Source organism: Chryseobacterium sp. BGARF1 (assembly GCF_001677955.1).
Taxonomy (GTDB): domain Bacteria; phylum Bacteroidota; class Bacteroidia; order Flavobacteriales; family Weeksellaceae; genus Chryseobacterium.
Window position 1 is genome coordinate 59,790 of record NZ_LELA01000043.1, and the last position, 16,207, is coordinate 75,996.

General features: G+C 34.0%; 15 protein-coding genes and 3 tRNA genes. 4 read left to right on the plus strand and 14 right to left on the minus strand.

The annotated features are described in order from the left end of the window. Positions 1-12: 12 nt before the first annotated feature. From AB671_RS08575 to AB671_RS08600, 6 genes are all read right to left on the minus strand, one after another. Entirely contained in the window at positions 13-1,608 is a 1,596-nt protein-coding gene (locus tag AB671_RS08575) for a GldM family protein (RefSeq protein ID WP_066678738.1), read from the minus strand. Positions 1,609-1,648: 40 nt separating this feature from the next. Further along, positions 1,649-2,341, minus strand: coding sequence for a gliding motility protein GldL (gldL, locus tag AB671_RS08580; RefSeq protein ID WP_066678736.1), 693 nt, complete (start codon positions 2,339-2,341; stop codon positions 1,649-1,651). 60 nt (positions 2,342-2,401) lie between these two features. Next, the gene (gene gldK, locus AB671_RS08585; RefSeq protein WP_066678735.1) at positions 2,402-3,817 is read right to left on the minus strand and encodes a gliding motility lipoprotein GldK; all 1,416 of its coding nucleotides are present in this window, start codon (positions 3,815-3,817) and stop codon (positions 2,402-2,404) included. 108 nt (positions 3,818-3,925) lie between these two features. Next, a complete protein-coding gene (glmS, locus tag AB671_RS08590) occupies positions 3,926-5,779 on the minus strand; it encodes a glutamine--fructose-6-phosphate transaminase (isomerizing) (RefSeq protein ID WP_066678734.1) in 1,854 nt (617 codons plus the stop codon). Positions 5,780-5,815: 36 nt separating this feature from the next. After that, positions 5,816-7,450, minus strand: coding sequence for a DUF4270 family protein (locus tag AB671_RS08595; protein ID WP_066678733.1), 1,635 nt, complete (start codon positions 7,448-7,450; stop codon positions 5,816-5,818). Positions 7,451-7,461: 11 nt separating this feature from the next. Further along, a complete protein-coding gene (locus tag AB671_RS08600; protein WP_066678732.1) occupies positions 7,462-8,232 on the minus strand; it encodes a glycogen/starch synthase in 771 nt (256 codons plus the stop codon). A gap of 167 nt (positions 8,233-8,399) precedes the next feature. Here AB671_RS08600 and panC point away from each other — a divergent pair, with 167 nt between their 5' ends. Then, complete coding sequence (gene panC, locus AB671_RS08605) at positions 8,400-9,248, plus strand: pantoate--beta-alanine ligase (protein ID WP_066678731.1); 849 nt, start codon at positions 8,400-8,402, stop codon at positions 9,246-9,248. 89 nt (positions 9,249-9,337) lie between these two features. Here the strand turns inward: panC and AB671_RS08610 are convergent. From AB671_RS08610 to AB671_RS08620, 3 genes are all read right to left on the minus strand, one after another. Continuing rightward, a tRNA-Lys gene (locus tag AB671_RS08610) sits at positions 9,338-9,410 on the minus strand. Between the two features lie 79 nt (positions 9,411-9,489). Further along, positions 9,490-9,572: transfer RNA gene (locus AB671_RS08615), tRNA-Leu, on the minus strand. A 35-nt stretch (positions 9,573-9,607) separates the two neighbouring features. Continuing rightward, positions 9,608-9,680 (minus strand) — tRNA-Lys (locus AB671_RS08620). Positions 9,681-9,796: 116 nt separating this feature from the next. On the opposite strand from AB671_RS08620, the gene AB671_RS08625 reads away from it, so the two are divergent. After that, a complete protein-coding gene (locus AB671_RS08625; protein ID WP_066678729.1) occupies positions 9,797-10,312 on the plus strand; it encodes a shikimate kinase in 516 nt (171 codons plus the stop codon). 15 nt (positions 10,313-10,327) lie between these two features. Here AB671_RS08625 and AB671_RS08630 read toward each other — a convergent pair whose 3' ends face one another. After that, the gene (locus tag AB671_RS08630; RefSeq protein WP_066678727.1) at positions 10,328-10,765 is read right to left on the minus strand and encodes an RNA-binding S4 domain-containing protein; all 438 of its coding nucleotides are present in this window, start codon (positions 10,763-10,765) and stop codon (positions 10,328-10,330) included. A gap of 54 nt (positions 10,766-10,819) precedes the next feature. On the opposite strand from AB671_RS08630, the gene AB671_RS08635 reads away from it, so the two are divergent. After that, entirely contained in the window at positions 10,820-11,563 is a 744-nt protein-coding gene (locus AB671_RS08635; RefSeq protein WP_066678725.1) for a hypothetical protein, read from the plus strand. Positions 11,564-11,619: 56 nt separating this feature from the next. Here AB671_RS08635 and AB671_RS08640 read toward each other — a convergent pair whose 3' ends face one another. From AB671_RS08640 to AB671_RS08655, 4 genes are all read right to left on the minus strand, one after another. Continuing rightward, complete coding sequence (locus tag AB671_RS08640; protein ID WP_066678723.1) at positions 11,620-13,122, minus strand: FMN-binding glutamate synthase family protein; 1,503 nt, start codon at positions 13,120-13,122, stop codon at positions 11,620-11,622. 56 nt (positions 13,123-13,178) lie between these two features. Continuing rightward, positions 13,179-14,525, minus strand: a complete 1,347-nt coding sequence (gene mtaB / locus AB671_RS08645; RefSeq protein WP_066678720.1) for a tRNA (N(6)-L-threonylcarbamoyladenosine(37)-C(2))-methylthiotransferase MtaB — start codon at positions 14,523-14,525, stop codon at positions 13,179-13,181. A gap of 66 nt (positions 14,526-14,591) precedes the next feature. Further along, on the minus strand, positions 14,592-15,233 hold the full coding sequence (locus AB671_RS08650; RefSeq protein WP_066678718.1) for a hypothetical protein: 642 nt from the start codon (positions 15,231-15,233) through the stop codon (positions 14,592-14,594). Then, entirely contained in the window at positions 15,230-15,751 is a 522-nt protein-coding gene (locus tag AB671_RS08655) for a DUF1572 domain-containing protein (RefSeq protein ID WP_066678814.1), read from the minus strand. Before AB671_RS08655 ends, AB671_RS08650 begins: the two co-directional genes overlap by 4 nt. A 72-nt stretch (positions 15,752-15,823) precedes the next feature. Here AB671_RS08655 and AB671_RS08660 point away from each other — a divergent pair, with 72 nt between their 5' ends. Then, positions 15,824-16,183, plus strand: coding sequence for a nuclear transport factor 2 family protein (locus tag AB671_RS08660; RefSeq protein ID WP_082987265.1), 360 nt, complete (start codon positions 15,824-15,826; stop codon positions 16,181-16,183). Positions 16,184-16,207: the final 24 nt, after the last annotated feature.

Below are 16,207 nucleotides of genomic sequence, written 5' to 3' on the forward strand. Positions count from 1 at the left end.
TACAAATTAATCTTATTGAACATTGATAGTTACCGGTGAAATATCTTTCAATATTTGGTTTCCTAAACCAGTTGCAGTTGCCTTGATATCATAGATTTGTACGACATCTCCCGATCTAAGATTTCTTAATAATCCTTCTGCAGAAGATAATCCGTTACCTTGAATCATTGTACCAGCTCTTCCAGGTAATTTTAAGATAAAGCTATTTACAGTGAATGAAACTGGGAAGTCAAAATCAGGTAATGTAGCACTCACAATTTGATTTGGAATTGAAGTTGCCGGCATAAAATTCACAGCTTTTCCTCTAATCTGACCTTGTGGCCTAGGAATTCCTTTAATTCTGTATTCAAATACTTGTGAAACAGTTTTACCATTAGGTTCTCTTCCAGAAAGAGTTAACTGTATTACATTTCCACTTTGAGGAGTAACATTCCATTTCCCATTTCCTGTACCTTTAACAATAGCACCTCCAGAAGCTGACAAGGATAATTTAGCATTATCCGCACCTAAGATTGATCCTGAAACAGGATTTTCTAATCCTCTGTACATTACGTTCATTTTATCAGCAGAAAGTAATAAACCTTTCTCAAGTTTAACTTCCTGAGGACCAGCGATTACATTATACGTATGCGTGAACGGGAATTGCTGAGCTTTTCCTGTAGCATCTGTTAAAGTAATTACACCACCAATCTTTTTCTCGCCAATACCTCCAGTGTTTAAAGGAAGATATCCTTTACCGTTTTCTTGTCTGCTTACACCGCTAATGCTAATCTTACTACTGTTTGAGTAGTTTCCTAACATTACAACTGCTTCAGCTTTCTTACCAGCTTGAACATCTGTAGGAGCAGAAACAATTGCTTCGTAGCTTGTAAATTTAATACTAGCATCAACTTTTTCCTGAAGCATTAACGCCAATGCATCAGACTGTACGTTTCTTGCATCATTCTGAATAATCTCTAGATTTGAAATCGCAGCGATAAGCGGTTGGTGATAGAATTTATTCTGAAACCAAGTCTTACCGTTTGGAGATTTTCCAGCTGGATATTCTGCAATAATCGATTTGTTTGCTCTTTCAACTAATTTTGTTAATTGAGGATTACTTCCAAAAGTAGCTACAATATATGACCTTACATCATCTAATTGTTTTTTTAGATCTAAAGCTTTCGCAGAAGGAGCATTTTCGTCACCTTCTTTAAAGAAATAGTTAGTTGTAGCTTCGTTATTATTCAATGCTGAGAAGTTTTCACTTACATCCATGTCTTTTCCTGTTTTAGGATCTTTGTCATGGAAATCTGATTGCTTCTTCAGAATAACTTTAATATCATCCGCTGATTTTACCAATACATCAATCTTGCTTTTCAGTGTTTTATACTGTTCCCAAGGAGTTGCATAAGTATCTGGTACTTGCTGAGCTTTAGCTTCTAAAGTTTTTTCAAAAATATCTTCATTTTTTTGTTGCGTCAACATTCTTGTATCGTTTAGAGCAACAGTAGAATCATAATAAGATCTAATAATTTCAACGTCAATGTTGAGGGCCATCATCGCGATGAACACCAAATACATCAGGTTGATCATCTTCTGACGTGGAGTCTGTTTTCCTTTTGCCATTCTTTTTTCTTTAGTTTTTGTTTAAATTAATGGTTAAGGATTATGACTTCATAGCAGTTAACATACCACCGTAAACTCTGTTTAAGCTGTTTAAGTTGGTTGTTAAACCTTGTAATTCTTGATTAAATTTCTCAGACTGCTCTGCTGATTTTTGCATATCAGCAACATATTTTTTAGCAAAATCTGATTGTTTTTGACCGTTTTCTAACTGCATTGCATAAAGAGCATTCATGCTTTCCATGTGTGAAGCAGCTTTGTTTAGCTGATCATTGTATTTGTGAGTAGAAGCAGATACATCAACAGTTTGGTTGATTTGATCTACTGAGCTTGAAAATTTATCAATTCCAGTTCTCAATCTATCAAATAGTTGTACATCAAGTTTCGCATCCTGAAGCATTTTATCTAATTTCGTTGAAAGCGAGTTCTCCAATTCAGCGAACTGTGCTCCTGTATTTTTAGCAGAAATATTTGAGTGTAAAGGATTTGGGTTTGCATGCTTATCCAACAATTCAGGATAAACGTTTTCCCAGTGGTATGATTCTTCCGCAGCCGGAGGATCGAATGCAAAAATGATAAAGATAATTGCCTCAGTTACAAGCCCTACTGTAAGAGCGATGTTTCCGTTAATAGGTCCAAATGTAATGTGAGTAATTTTAAGCCAAGCTCCAAGAATTACAATTGCAGCACCGAATGAATAGAAGAAATTCATCCAAGCATCTTTAGTCTTAAACATATATGGTAGTTTTTTTAAGTTTTAAAAATAAATTAATATTGAAAATAATTTCAGTAATTCCTATCTGTTAACTCTTTTTACTTTAACAGCAGCTTCAGGAATATCTTGTACAGTTCTGAAACCGATATAACTTCTTGCAGAATCTTTATTTTCCCAGTCTCTTGCACCGTTCATCAACATATAACCAACATCTTTCCAAGAACCTCCTCTTACAGATTTTTTATTATCTACTTTAGATTTAATAGAAGGATTTAAAGTAGAAGAGAATCCGTATGAAGAATTGTTATATCCTGAATCAGTCCACTCAGATACGTTACCTGCCATATCAAACAATCCAAAAGAGTTTTTCTTGAATTTTTTCACTGGAGCAGTATAAGTATAAGTTCCTTTTTTCTCATCTTCCATATAGCTACCTCTTTTTGGCTTGAAGTTTGCTAGATAACAACCTCTATCATCCATTAAGTAAGGACCTCCCCAAGGATACGTTGCATTTTGTTTTCCACCTCTTGCAGCATATTCCCATTCCATTTCGTTAGGAAGACGGAAACGTAAAGTTCTTTGTTGTTTTCTTTTTAAGCTTTCGTTATAATCAGACTTCAATTTAGTTCTGAAGTCACAATATGCTCTAGCTTGATCCCAAGTTACCCCAACAACAGGATAATCTTTGTAAGCTTTGTGCCAGAAATATTGTTCAAATAAAGGCTCGTTATAAGTATAGTGGAAATCATTTACCCAAACTGTTGTATCTGGATAGATTGCAATGCTTTCGCTTCTTAAGAAGTTTACTCCTCTTTGGTTATCGGCGATCGCAGCATCCATGTCTCCCCATCTATAACCATATTTTAATTTACTTACGTCAATAAGTCTTTCACTTCCTACTCTAGAAGAAGCAGGCAAATACATAGACTCAAGAACTTCTGCATATTCTACATCCGGATATTTTGATGTATTCCAATGTAATGGAATTTTCCAATCTAATTTTTTGCTTGCATCAAAACCGTCGTCTCTTCCTCCAGCTCCTTCAAGATATTCCTGATATGGTGTTAAGTTTTCTTCTTTTTTAGCAAGATAAGCATAGTCTCCGATGCTTGCGCCTTTACCGCCACCATCGCCACCTTCACCTGCTGCTTCAGCAAGCATTGTTCTAGCGATAGAATCTCTTACGTAATTGATGAAAACTCTGTATTCTGCATTGGTAGTTTCAGCTTCATCCATAAAGAAAGGAGCTACGGTTACCGTTTTCAAAGGTGCAGTTTCACCATTATTGGTAAATGATTCATCGGCCATACCAGCAATAAAAGAACCGCCAGGAATTGCCACCATACCATAAGGTCTCTGTGCAACAAATGATTTTGTTTTTTCTCTAGGTATCAATTCTCCTTTTGTTCCAGGCTTCCCTACAGAAGAAGATCCACCACCTGAACAAGATACCGATGCTACCGACGCAGACAATAATAAAAGAAATATCCTTTTCATGTTAATTTTTATAATTAAGCCGTAAATATATAATTTTTTTAAGAAACTTTTAAGATTTTTTTCAGAATAACGAAAAAAACCTAAACTTATTCTATTTTCGAGTACTTTTTACTCTACAGTTACAGATTTTGCAAGATTTCTTGGCTGATCTACATTGGCTCCTCTATATACCGCTATATAATAAGCTAATAGTTGTAAAGGCACTGAAGCTACTATTGGAGAAAAACATTCTGAGGTTTCAGGGATTTCAATCACATAATCAGCCATTGCACTTACCTGTGTATCTCCTTTATTTACTACTGCGATTACTTTACCTTTTCTAGCCTTAATTTCCTGTACATTGCTTACAATCTTATCATAATGACCTTTTTTAGGTGCAATGATAACAATTGGCATGTTTTCGTCAATTAGGGCGATTGGGCCATGCTTCATCTCTGCAGCAGGATACCCTTCTGCATGAATGTAAGAGATTTCTTTTAATTTAAGAGCACCTTCCAAAGCTGCAGGATAATTGTAACCTCTTCCTAAGTATAAAAAGTTGGTAGCATCGATGAAGTCTTTTGCGATATGCTGAGTAAGCTCATGCGTAGCTTCTAATACTTCTTCAATCTTTTTAGGGATCGCATCGAGTTCTGAGATAAGACTCATAAATTCGGCAGTTCCTAAATTACCGTTATGGTTTCCTAATTTTAATGCAATCAAAGAAAGAATAGTCAACTGAGCTGTAAATGCTTTTGTAGAAGCAACACCAATTTCCGGTCCTGCGTGAGTATAAGACCCCGCATCTGTGATTCTTGCAATAGAAGAATCTACTACATTACATATACCATATATAAATGCACCTCTTTCTTTTGCTAATTTTAAAGCAGCCATCGTATCTGCCGTTTCTCCTGATTGAGAAATCGCTATCACGACATCTTTGTCTGTTACAATAGGGTTTCTGTATCTGAATTCTGATGCATATTCTACTTCTACAGGAATTCTTGCAAACTCTTCAATTAGATATTCACCGATAAGACCAGCATGCCAAGAAGTACCACAAGCGATAATGATGATTCTGTTAGCATTTTTGAATTTTTCTACATGATCCCAAATTCCTGCCATTTTAATAACTCCCTCATTTACAATAAGTCTTCCTCTCATTGTATCGTGGATAGATTTTGGCTGTTCAAAGATTTCTTTAAGCATAAAATGCTCATATCCACCTTTTTCAATCTGCTCTAAACTTAATTTTAATTCTTGAATTTCAGGAATTATTTTAGAATTATCATTGATTGTTCTGATGTCTACACCTCCTTCCAAAGAAATTGTTGCCATATGACCTTCTTCAAGATAAATAGCTTCTTTAGTAAACTCAACAAAAGGTGATGCATCAGAAGCAATAAAATATTCTTGATTACCAATTCCAATTGCTAACGGAGAACCTAATCTCGCAACAACTAAAACCCCTGGATGGTCTTCGTGCATTACCGTAATAGCATATGCTCCATATACTTCGTTTAATGCATATCTTACCGCTTCAGGAAAATCTGTTTCGGAATTAAGGTCTGTAAAATACTGAATAAGATTAACTAAAACTTCTGTATCTGTTTCAGATTTGAAAGAAAAACCTTTCTCCGTAAGCATCGTTTTAATAGTATCATAATTCTCAATGATACCATTATGAACAAGTGCTATTTTTCCGTTATTTGAAACATGGGGATGCGAATTTCTATCACTTGGTACACCGTGAGTCGCCCAACGTGTGTGACCCATTCCTATTTTGGAAGTTCCTTTTAAATTATTTGAAATATTGACCAAATCATCAACCTTACCTTTCGTTTTTTCAACGCTAAAGCTATTGGCAGTGTTTTCTAAAACAATTCCGGCACTGTCGTACCCTCTATATTCTAATCTTCTAAGACCGTTGATAACAATATCATAGGCATCTTGAAAACCTGTATAACCAACTATTCCGCACATAATTTAATCAAATGTTTTTTTTAAGTATTCTTAGTTTTATTTTTTGGTCCCGTGAGTTACGAGTAACTGAATTTTGTCTTTATTTGAAGAATCAGAACCTACAAAAACAGTTCTTCCCATAGAAAAAGCTCTTGAAGTATAACTATATCCTGCAATAGAAGTAGAAGCGCTCGGTAAAAATTGAGCAAGATCTATCTTGAAATATTTATCTTTATATTCTTTATAAGTATCTGCTGATTCAACAATATCTTTTAAAGATCGAGTTACTATAAAATCGTAATAAGCACGCTTTGTATCTGTATTATAAGCTCTTACAGAAATAAAAGTAGCTCCTAAAGAGGTGAAGTCTGTTGTAAATTCTGTCGTTTCTTTTACTTGGCCATTTACAATTTTTTTATTTCCTTGTACAATTGTAAAATCTTGAGCGCCTGGCTTAGGATATGGGTTTGCCCATTCTATTTCATCTGTATAAATTCTGATTTTTGCACTGATGATGGCAGCTTTTTCGTCTTGGTAAAGCTTTTTCAGTTCATTAATCTCTTCTTCTTTGAATTTTATACCAATAGAATTACCCCCCATTCCTTGTGCATATAATTTTTTATCTCCAGTTTCTTTGTTTTCAAAAGCGTAATCGTTGATTCTAGCTCCAAGTCTCTTATACTCATAATAAGCAGAATGCATATTTGTACTTTTCACAGCAAACTCGTATTTTGTTTGAGGTCTTTTTGGAGGAGCTCCAGTTACAGCTAAATCATTCTTATAATACATAATCAACTCCATATCGTTAGGAGCAAATTGGAATAAGTAACCATCATCTTCAGCTACAGAAACTTTTAGTCCTCTGAAATGTCTGGTAAAATTCGAAGCATCACTTAGCTCAGGCTGCCCTTTCTTATCAAGAATTTTAGATTGAAATAAAGCTGGTGACAACTGGATTCTTATACCTGGTGATGATGAAGATGTTATTTGAGAATTATCAGAATCTTTGGTAATGGTTACAGCGCTTACATTCCCCCCTTTAATTTCTTTAGAACCTAAAAGAGCATCGTAGGTTTCAAAATTTTTATCAGAATAAACATAATCATTATATCCATTCATAAATTCTTTTACTTCATGTACCTCTAAAGTAAGTTTCTTTTTGGTTTTCCCAAATTTTGTAATAGGATAAGTATTAACAACTTTTTTAGCATCTATATTAGTACCTATATTTCCATTAGCATCTATACCTCCGTCCTGATAAACATAATTTTCATCTGTTGTAGTAGCGATAAGCGAATCTATACGATAGCTCGGTTTAAGAACCAAAACTACAGAATCTACGACAGCATTAGTCCCAAAATCAGGACTATAATTTGCTAATCTAACTTGGGTAAAATAAGATGCCTTTTGCTTACCAAACTGATTTTCATCAAAAGCTCCCAAAACTGCTGTAGCAGAAGTTGATGAAGAGCTAATAAGATTTAATAATTTAAACGCATCAGTTCTTATGGTATCATTATTTTTTAAATTATAAGCAATAAGGTCATAAGAAGACTCAACTCCTTCTGCTGCACCATTTAAAAATAACTGTTCACCTAGAGAATCTGGTTCCGGCTCGCAGTTATAAACCAACACACCCCCTAAAACCATTACAGAAAGAATGGTGAAAACTTTTCTAATATTATAAATCATCAAAATGTATATTAATATAATTTACTGATAGAGTCTACATCAAGGTATTCAGATTTTGAAGTAGCAGTTTCATTAAAGCCTTTATCTAAATCTCCGTTCAAAAACTCATCACCTTTTACTACTTCATCTACGTAATTCATGCTTTCCACGACAAAACTCTCGAAGCTCGGTTTATTTAACGCATTTAAATCTGAAATATTATCAAACTTTAGTTTCTCTCCTACATTTTCTGCCAAAGCTGCATCCTTCTCATTATATAATGAAAGTACAATTTTAGCATCTTTGAAATAAGTATCAGATTTGTAGTATGTTTTTAAATAAATAGGCACGAAAGAAGACATCCATCCATTTAAGTGGATAACATCTGGAACCCAGTTTAATTTTTTAATGGTTTCTATTACACCACGTGCAAAGAATATTGCGCGCTCATCATTATCGTCAAACGCAACTCCTGCATCATCAAAATAATATTGTTTTCTTTTGAAATATTCTTCATTATCGATAAAATAGACCTGTAGTCTCTCCCCTGGAAGAGAAGCCACCTTAATAATTAAAGGTTGATCTAAATCATTGATAATAATATTCATCCCCGAAAGGCGAATCACTTCATGAAGCTGAAATTTCCTCTCACTTATCTGTCCGAATCTTGGCATAAAAACTCTTACATCATTGCCTTCTTGGTGCATTTTAAGTGCCATTTTGTTTACCACCGCTGCTAAATTTGTATCTTCCTGATAAGGGTACATCTCTGTGGTAATGTACAGTATTTTCTGATTGGGCATATAATTTTTTATATAATTTTAAATAACGCTCTAATATGCAAAATTACGAAAAAACATTCAACATTATTCTAATTAACATTTTTTTACGATAGTTATTGAGATATTGCATAAAAACTAAAAATAAATATCTTAATATTAGTATTTTTGAATTGTTATTAAAATAAACTATGGAAGTTCTAAAAAACAAAAAAACACTTCAGGATTTTATAGAAAGACAGAAGGAAATGGGCAAAAAAATAGGTTTCGCACCTACTATGGGAGCTTTACACAATGGTCATTTATCATTGTATGAAGCTGCAAGGAAAGAAAATGACCTGGTCATCTCGTCAATTTTTGTAAACCCTACACAGTTTAACAATGCGGAAGATTTAGAAAAATATCCAAGAGACACTGATCGAGATATTACTATTCTTAAAACTTCAGGACTTGTAGATGCTGTTTACCTTCCTCAAGTTGAAGATATTTATCCCGAAAAAACAGAGAGTCAACGCTATGATTACGATGGTTTAGAAAACGAAATGGAAGGAAAATCAAGACCCGGTCATTTTGATGGTGTAGGAACCGTAGTTGAAGAACTTTTCAGACAAGTAAAAGCAGACAACGCTTACTTTGGAGAAAAAGACTTTCAACAATTAGCCATTATCAAAAAAATGGTTGAAAAGAAACAACTTCCTATTAAAGTAAAAGGAGTTTCTATCTACAGAGCAGAAAATGGTTTAGCATTAAGCTCAAGAAACCAACGCCTTTCCGAAACAAGAAAAGAGGAGGCTAAAATTATTTTTGAAACATTAACAAAAGTTAATGAATGGTTCAAAAACACATCTGTTGTTAATATTAAAAAGAATGTAGATGAGATATTCGATAATCAAACCAATATGGAATTGGAATATTTCCTGATTGCGGATGAAAACACTTTAAAAGAAACCAACCAAAGAGAAGAGAAAAATCCATACAGAGCATTTATTGTAGTAAATGTAGATGGAGTAAGATTGATTGACAATATGCACCTGAATTGATAAAAAAATCAAAGGCTTCCGGAAGGAAGCCTTTGAACACCAAATCACAAAATATTAATATGAAAAAAATTTACTTTTCAGTAAACTTGTGACCCGGCTGGGATTCGAACCCAGGACCCATACATTAAAAGTGTATTGCTCTACCAGCTGAGCTACCGAGTCGGTCACATAAAATTAACGAGGACAAATATAAAATTTATTTTATAAAAATTCAACTATTAATTAAATATTTTTTTTGCTGTGCCTGTGACTGGATTCGAACCAGCACATCCTTAGGAAACCACCCCCTCAAGATGGCGTGTCTACCAATTTCACCACACAAGCTATAAAATTACAAAAATCTAGTAATTTTTATTAAGTGACCCGGCTGGGATTCGAACCCAGGACCCATACATTAAAAGTGTATTGCTCTACCAGCTGAGCTACCGAGTCGGTCACTTTATTATCAAGTTTCATTGTTAAGTAATGTTCCTTGTTTTCAGTGGTGCAAAGATAGGCGTTTTTTCGTTATCTCAAAACTTTTTCGCAAATTTGTTTAAAATAATTTCATGATAATTTCACTAGTCGGATACATGGGGAGTGGCAAGTCTCACATTTCCAAAATTTTAAGCGATAAAATAAATTTTAAATTAATTGACCTCGACAAGGAAATTTCTCGTCGAAATAAATTGACAATCCCTGAAATCTTCGAAATAAAGGGAGAAATCTACTTTAGAAAATTAGAAAGAGAAACTTTGGAGGAGATTTTAGCCTCACAAGAAAATATCGTTTTGAGCCTGGGAGGCGGAACTCCGGTTTATTATAATAATATGGAAATTATTAATAATAGTTCGAAAAGCTTTTTTTTGAGAGCTTCTATTGCTACTTTGGCAGAAAGAATTTCAAAACAGAAAGAAAAAAGACCTTTAATAGCAAAAATATCTGATGAAGATCTCCCGGAATTTATCGCCAAACATCTATTTGAGCGAAATGTATATTATAGTAAAGCACAATTTAGCATAAATACAGATAATAAAAATCCTGAAGACATTCTTCAGGAGATCATAGAAAAGCTCTATCTCTAGAGCTTTTTCTTTTAATTAATCGTTGGCTTCAGAATCGTTGCCGTCTTCACCAAAAAAATCGTCCCAATCTGTAAAATCAGCAGTAACATCATTTTCTACATAATCATCCATATCTCTTCTGTCTTTTTTGGTAGGCCTTCCTTCGCCTCGGTTTCGGTAATACTCCTGAGACATCTTTCGCATCATTAACTGCTCATACTGGTCTTTATCGGTCACATCTTTAATGTGCAAGGGTACCAATTTAGCTCCTATCCTACTTTTAGGGATTTGTAGTACTTTAATTTTATATTCAATCTGGTTCTTACGTATTTTAATAACATCTCCTTCTTTTACTTCTTTAGAGGACTTCACAGTCGAGGTTCCAATAGAAACTCTATTCTTTTTTATTTCATCTGCTGATACTGATCTTGTTTTATAAAAACGAATGCTCCACAAAAATTTATCTATTCTCATATTTTTTTATACTTTTGTCGTTATATTATTTGTAAAGTAATTAAAGTTTTTGAAATGAAAAAAATATTTTTGTATATCCTTGCAGGATCGTTGTGTTTCGCAGCTTGTAAAAAGGATGATGAAGTGGAAACTTTCGTAGAACCGGAAGACATCAATGTAAGAAACTCTTATGACGAACAGGCTATTCAGAAATTTATGGATAACAACTACCTAGATTCGCAAGGAAACATAAAAGCTTTCAGCAGTACAGATGCAGCTGACGATAATGAGAAAAAACTCTCTCAGCTAGACCCTAAAACACTTCCTTCCGGAGTTATATATATCAAAAGAGCCGGAGCTCAACCAGAAGACAGCAATCCCCCTGTAACAGGTGTTACCATCCAAGACTCTACGCAAATAACTACGATGATGAGAGCTAATTATTATCTTGCCACAGAAACAGACGGAAATATTTCGTTTGGAAGTGCAGGAGTTCTTTTAAATACTATTAATGGAGCCACTTCTCCTGTAACCGACCCCATGTTTTATTTTGTAAAGAAAAGTGTAAGAAAAGCTGCAGGGCAAAACAGCAGTTATTATGAAATTAGTGGACTGAAAGAAGGTTTAAAGCAATTTAAAGGTTTTGAAAATGTACCAAATGAAAATCCTTACAATCTACAGGGAGTAATTATTGTTCCGTCTAAAGCAGCTTTTGCAAGAAATACACATTATAATTATACAGGATATTCTTTACAAAATAATTGTTTTGTATTTAATTTCCAGATTTACAAGGCAAACTTAAGACCAACAGGTCAATAAACCGACAGGTAAAATGATAAAAAAAACGCTTCAAAATATTTTGAAGCGTTTTTTATTTATCTCACATTTCCCAAAATATCTGGGAAATATTTATCTGAAAGATGCTCAAACTCATCACCTCGCATAAACATACTTGCATCCACTTCTTCATAAGAACTTCTTCCTGCAGCAGCAATTAATTCGTTACAAGTGTGCAATGTATTTTTGTGGAAGTGATATACTCTCTCCGATTTATCGGTTACATCAAGCCCTTTAATCAACATTTTATCCTGTGTAGCAACACCCGTCGGACAATTATTATTATTACATCTCAATGCCTGAATACAACCAAGAGAAAACATAAACCCTCTCGCATTATTACAGATATCTGCCCCCATTGCGACAGCTCTCAGAATATCTAAACTCGTCAAAACTTTTCCACTGGCAATGATTCGTAATTTATCTCTAAGATTATAGTTTCTTAATGTACGATTCACAAATATTAAAGCTGGCTCCAATGGCATCCCTACTCCATCAGAAAATTCAGGCGGTGCAGCTCCGGTACCTCCTTCTGCTCCGTCAATCGTAATAAAATCTGGGTAAATTTTCAACACATTCATCTGAACACAAATATCTTCAAACTCTTTGGTATCACCAATACACAGCTTAAAACCAACAGGCTTCCCTCCAGAAAGCTCTCTCAGATGCTGTACAAACCTCAACAATCCGGGAGCATCTGAAAAAGATGAATGCGAAGGGGGCGAAATAATGGTCATTCCAGGTTTTACATGACGAATTCCAGCAATCTCGGGTGTGTTTTTTATACCAGGCAATACACCACCGTGACCAGGTTTTGCTCCTTGAGATAGTTTAATCTCAATCATTTTCACATTCGGAAGCGTAGAATATTTTGTAAACAATTCAGGATTAAATTTTCCTTCATCATCTCTACAGCCGAAATATCCGGTTCCTATTTGCCAGCAAAGATCACCTCCTTCCATATGATAAGGCGAAATTCCCCCCTCTCCAGTATTATGATAAAAGTTTCCTTTCTTTGCTCCTTTGTTTAAAGAAATCTGAGCTCTATCACTCAATGCACCAAAACTCATCGCAGAAATATTAAATAACGAAGAATGATAAGGCTGAGTACATTGCTCACCACCTACCCAAACTCTCGGAAGCTCTTCTTTTGGAGATTTAGCATAAATAGAATGCTTAATTCCTTCATACTTTCTGTGATTTACTTCTAACTGAGTTCCAAAAGGAACCGTGTCGCTTATATTTTTTGAACGCCTATACACCGCAGAACGCTGGTTTCTGGGAAATGGCTTTCCATCGGTCTCTCTTTCAATAAAATACTGTTGCATTTCAGGCGAAATATCTTCAAAAAAGTACCTAAAATACCCCAAAACAGGAAAATTCCTCAGAATTGCATGTTTTGTTTGGTAAGAATTATAAACTCCCAATGCATAAATTGCTGTTAATAGCGTAGGAATCCAATAATGTGCTTTGATTAGTAACGCCACAACCCATGTTGCAGCTACCAATACAATTCCCCAAGATAAGAACTTATCTCTCATAAGAATATAGATTTAAAACGTTAAAGAATAAATTTAGTGGAAATAAAGCAAACAGACTATGCTTTTGCTAAAAAACTTTCGTAAGACGATAGCACAGTAACCGTGCCATCTGACAGGATTTTTTCTAAATTTAGAAATTCAATTTGATTAACTGATCCTTGGTCAAAATCTTTCTGCACTCGCACATAGTTTTCTGTGAAGCCGTACATTTTGCCGTCTTTATTTTCGTGCTCCCAAAGAACGGGAAGCGTCTTTCCTAATTGAGTTTGATAAAATGCCATTTTTTTCTTTTCAGAAAGAATTCTAAGCATTTTATTGCGTTTTTTTCTTTCGGGAATCGGAACAACACCCTGCATTCCTACCGCTTCAGTATTTTCTCTTTCAGAATAAGTAAATACATGAAGATATGAAATAGGAAGTTCATTCAGGAAGTTATACGTCTCCATGAATAACTCTTCGGTTTCACCAGGGAAACCAACAATAACATCTACACCAATAGCCGCATCAGGCATTACTTCGCGAATCTTATTTACTCTGTCGTTATACAATTTGGTAAGATAACGACGTTTCATTTTTTTCAACAATTCATCGCTTCCTGATTGCAAAGGAATATGAAAATGCGGAACAAAACTCTTGCTTTTAGAAACCAATTCGATGCTTTCATCTTTCAAAAGATTAGGTTCAATAGAAGAAATACGGATTCTTTCAATACCTTCAACTTCATTAAGTTTAGAAATTAAATCTAAAAAAGTATGTTCGTGTCTTTTATTTCCGAACTCACCTTTACCGTAATCACCAATATTTACACCTGTTAAAACAATTTCTTTGATATCTCTTTCAGCAATTTCTTTGGCGTTTTTCAGAACATTCTCGATAGTATCTGAACGGGAGATCCCTCTTGCTAAAGGAATGGTACAGTATGTACATTTATAATCACAACCATCCTGAACTTTCAGAAAAGCTCTGGTTCTGTCTCCGATGGAATAACTTCCGATAAAGAAATCAGTTTCCTCGATTTCACATGAATGAACAACACCTTCGCTTTCAGATTTTTCTAAATCGTCGAGATAACTCAAAATGTTGAATTTTTCTTTGGCTCCAAGAACCAAATCTACTCCGTTAATCTGTGAAATTTCTTCAGGTTTCAGCTGTGCATAACATCCAACAATTACCACCAAACCTTCAGGATTGGCTTTCATCGCTCTTTTTACGTGAAGTTTACATTCACGGTCAGCGTTTTCAGTAACCGAACAAGTATTGATTACATAAATATCTGCCTTATCATCAAAACTTACCTTATCATAACCTGCATCTGTTAATTGACGGGCAATAGTAGATGTTTCCGCAAAATTTAATTTGCAGCCAAGGGTATGAAATGCGGCAGTTCTATGAAAGTGAGACATTTATTTTCCTGAATTTTCTGGGTGCAAAGGTAATCAAATTTAATATAAATTTTAAATTGATTTGGTCTATAATTTATAATCGTCTCGTACATCGGGACTATTTGCAAAACAAACAGGAGAAGAATTTTGAATCTCTGTGTTATCACTTTTTTGTAAATCTCTGATACACTGCTCTCTTATCTCCCAAATTTCATCAAGACTGTAAGGAATATTTTCATTCGAAAGCCAATTTTCAAGAAAACGTTTATGAAACAAAACTTTTTCGGTCATAATTTCATTGTATTCCATCTCTTTTTCAACCAGTAATTTATTTTTAATTTCTGAATATTTCGAATTGGGTTTTGTAAAATCGAAATATTCATCATTAATTTTGAGATAATTGTGAGCTTCAGGAATATAATTTAAATTAAACTTGTCTAAAGTATTTTTAATTTTAAAAGTATATTTTGCATCCATTTTAAAAATTCCAAGAATGAGTTTTATATCAGTTTGATGATTTTCAATAGCCAATTTTCTCAACGTTGCATGTTTTGTACTGCAAGTACCACCCAAATCATTAAAGATACATTTGATATTATTTTTGTCTACATTTCTTTTGTAAGGCAATTTTGAAACATATTTGCAGGCAGAATGAAAATCTAAAACATTTCTATTTAAAAATTCTTCAGAAATTATTCCTTTGCCTTTATCTATGGTGAAATTTTTCATTTTTCAGAAAACTTATCTTTCATTTCATTATTAAAATCCTGAGACTTATTTCTTGCAATCGAAAGCGTTTTCCAATCTTCATTTTTTATCATTTTAGCAATAAAAACAATCTGACCGATATGATAAGGGTAATGCGCCAATTGTCTGAAAACCGCATCAATCACTGAATGCGCCTCGTTTCTGATATAAATTGTTGAATATAAATTTTCATCATCAATTTGATTCAAAGCATCAAAAAGACATTTCCAACCTTTCTCCCAATATTGCAAAACCTCATCTTTTGTTTTAAAAGTATTTACAAATTCTTCATCACGATTCCGCCAGGATTTTTCGCCATCTTCTGTTAAAAAGTTAGTCCATCTCGAAAGCATATTTCCTGCAACATGCTTCACAATCACTGCAATTGAATTACTTTCTTCATTGAACTGCCAGAAAATCTGCTCGTCTGAAAGCTGTGCAAATGATTTGTCGCCGAGCATTTTGTAGTATTCAAATCTTTTGATAAATAAATCTTTCATGAGGAATTTTTTAATAATTTTATTTAAAACCAATTTAAGATTTTTCACGTATATAAATGTAAATTGCAACCTATGAATTGTAAGATCAGCCATTTTATGCAGGATTTAAATTCCTTAAACATTGAAAAGCTTGAAAAATGGTTTACTGATGAAACTGTGATTTGGATTCCTCCTACAAAAGAAATTTCAGGAAAAAGCAGGATCTTAGCATTATTCAGAGCCATTTTCAGAAGATACGAAAAGATTGAATGGAGCGTTTCTGAAATTTTCAATCTGGGAAATAACAAATATTTTTACCAGACCAATTCTTTAGGCAACATATCCGGAAAAGGGAGTTATACCAATGAAATCTGTACCATCATACAATTTTCAGAATGCGGAAAAATACTTTATCTCTCTGATTACTTTAAAGATACAAAAGTTTTTAATTAACAAAAGCCACCTTAAAAAGATGGC

Coding starts and splice junctions, on each gene's coding strand:
- AB671_RS08575 (WP_066678738.1), bottom strand. CDS start 1,608: ATGGCAAAAGGAAAACAGACTCCACGTCAGAAGATGATCAACCTGATG.
- gldL (WP_066678736.1), bottom strand. CDS start 2,341: ATGTTTAAGACTAAAGATGCTTGGATGAATTTCTTCTATTCATTCGGT.
- gldK (WP_066678735.1), bottom strand. CDS start 3,817: ATGAAAAGGATATTTCTTTTATTATTGTCTGCGTCGGTAGCATCGGTA.
- glmS (WP_066678734.1), bottom strand. CDS start 5,779: ATGTGCGGAATAGTTGGTTATACAGGTTTTCAAGATGCCTATGATATT.
- AB671_RS08595 (WP_066678733.1), bottom strand. CDS start 7,450: ATGATTTATAATATTAGAAAAGTTTTCACCATTCTTTCTGTAATGGTT.
- AB671_RS08600 (WP_066678732.1), bottom strand. CDS start 8,232: ATGCCCAATCAGAAAATACTGTACATTACCACAGAGATGTACCCTTAT.
- panC (WP_066678731.1), top strand. CDS start 8,400: ATGGAAGTTCTAAAAAACAAAAAAACACTTCAGGATTTTATAGAAAGA.
- AB671_RS08625 (WP_066678729.1), top strand. CDS start 9,797: ATGATAATTTCACTAGTCGGATACATGGGGAGTGGCAAGTCTCACATT.
- AB671_RS08630 (WP_066678727.1), bottom strand. CDS start 10,765: ATGAGAATAGATAAATTTTTGTGGAGCATTCGTTTTTATAAAACAAGA.
- AB671_RS08635 (WP_066678725.1), top strand. CDS start 10,820: ATGAAAAAAATATTTTTGTATATCCTTGCAGGATCGTTGTGTTTCGCA.
- AB671_RS08640 (WP_066678723.1), bottom strand. CDS start 13,122: ATGAGAGATAAGTTCTTATCTTGGGGAATTGTATTGGTAGCTGCAACA.
- mtaB (WP_066678720.1), bottom strand. CDS start 14,525: ATGTCTCACTTTCATAGAACTGCCGCATTTCATACCCTTGGCTGCAAA.
- AB671_RS08650 (WP_066678718.1), bottom strand. CDS start 15,233: ATGAAAAATTTCACCATAGATAAAGGCAAAGGAATAATTTCTGAAGAA.
- AB671_RS08655 (WP_066678814.1), bottom strand. CDS start 15,751: ATGAAAGATTTATTTATCAAAAGATTTGAATACTACAAAATGCTCGGC.
- AB671_RS08660 (WP_082987265.1), top strand. CDS start 15,824: ATGAATTGTAAGATCAGCCATTTTATGCAGGATTTAAATTCCTTAAAC.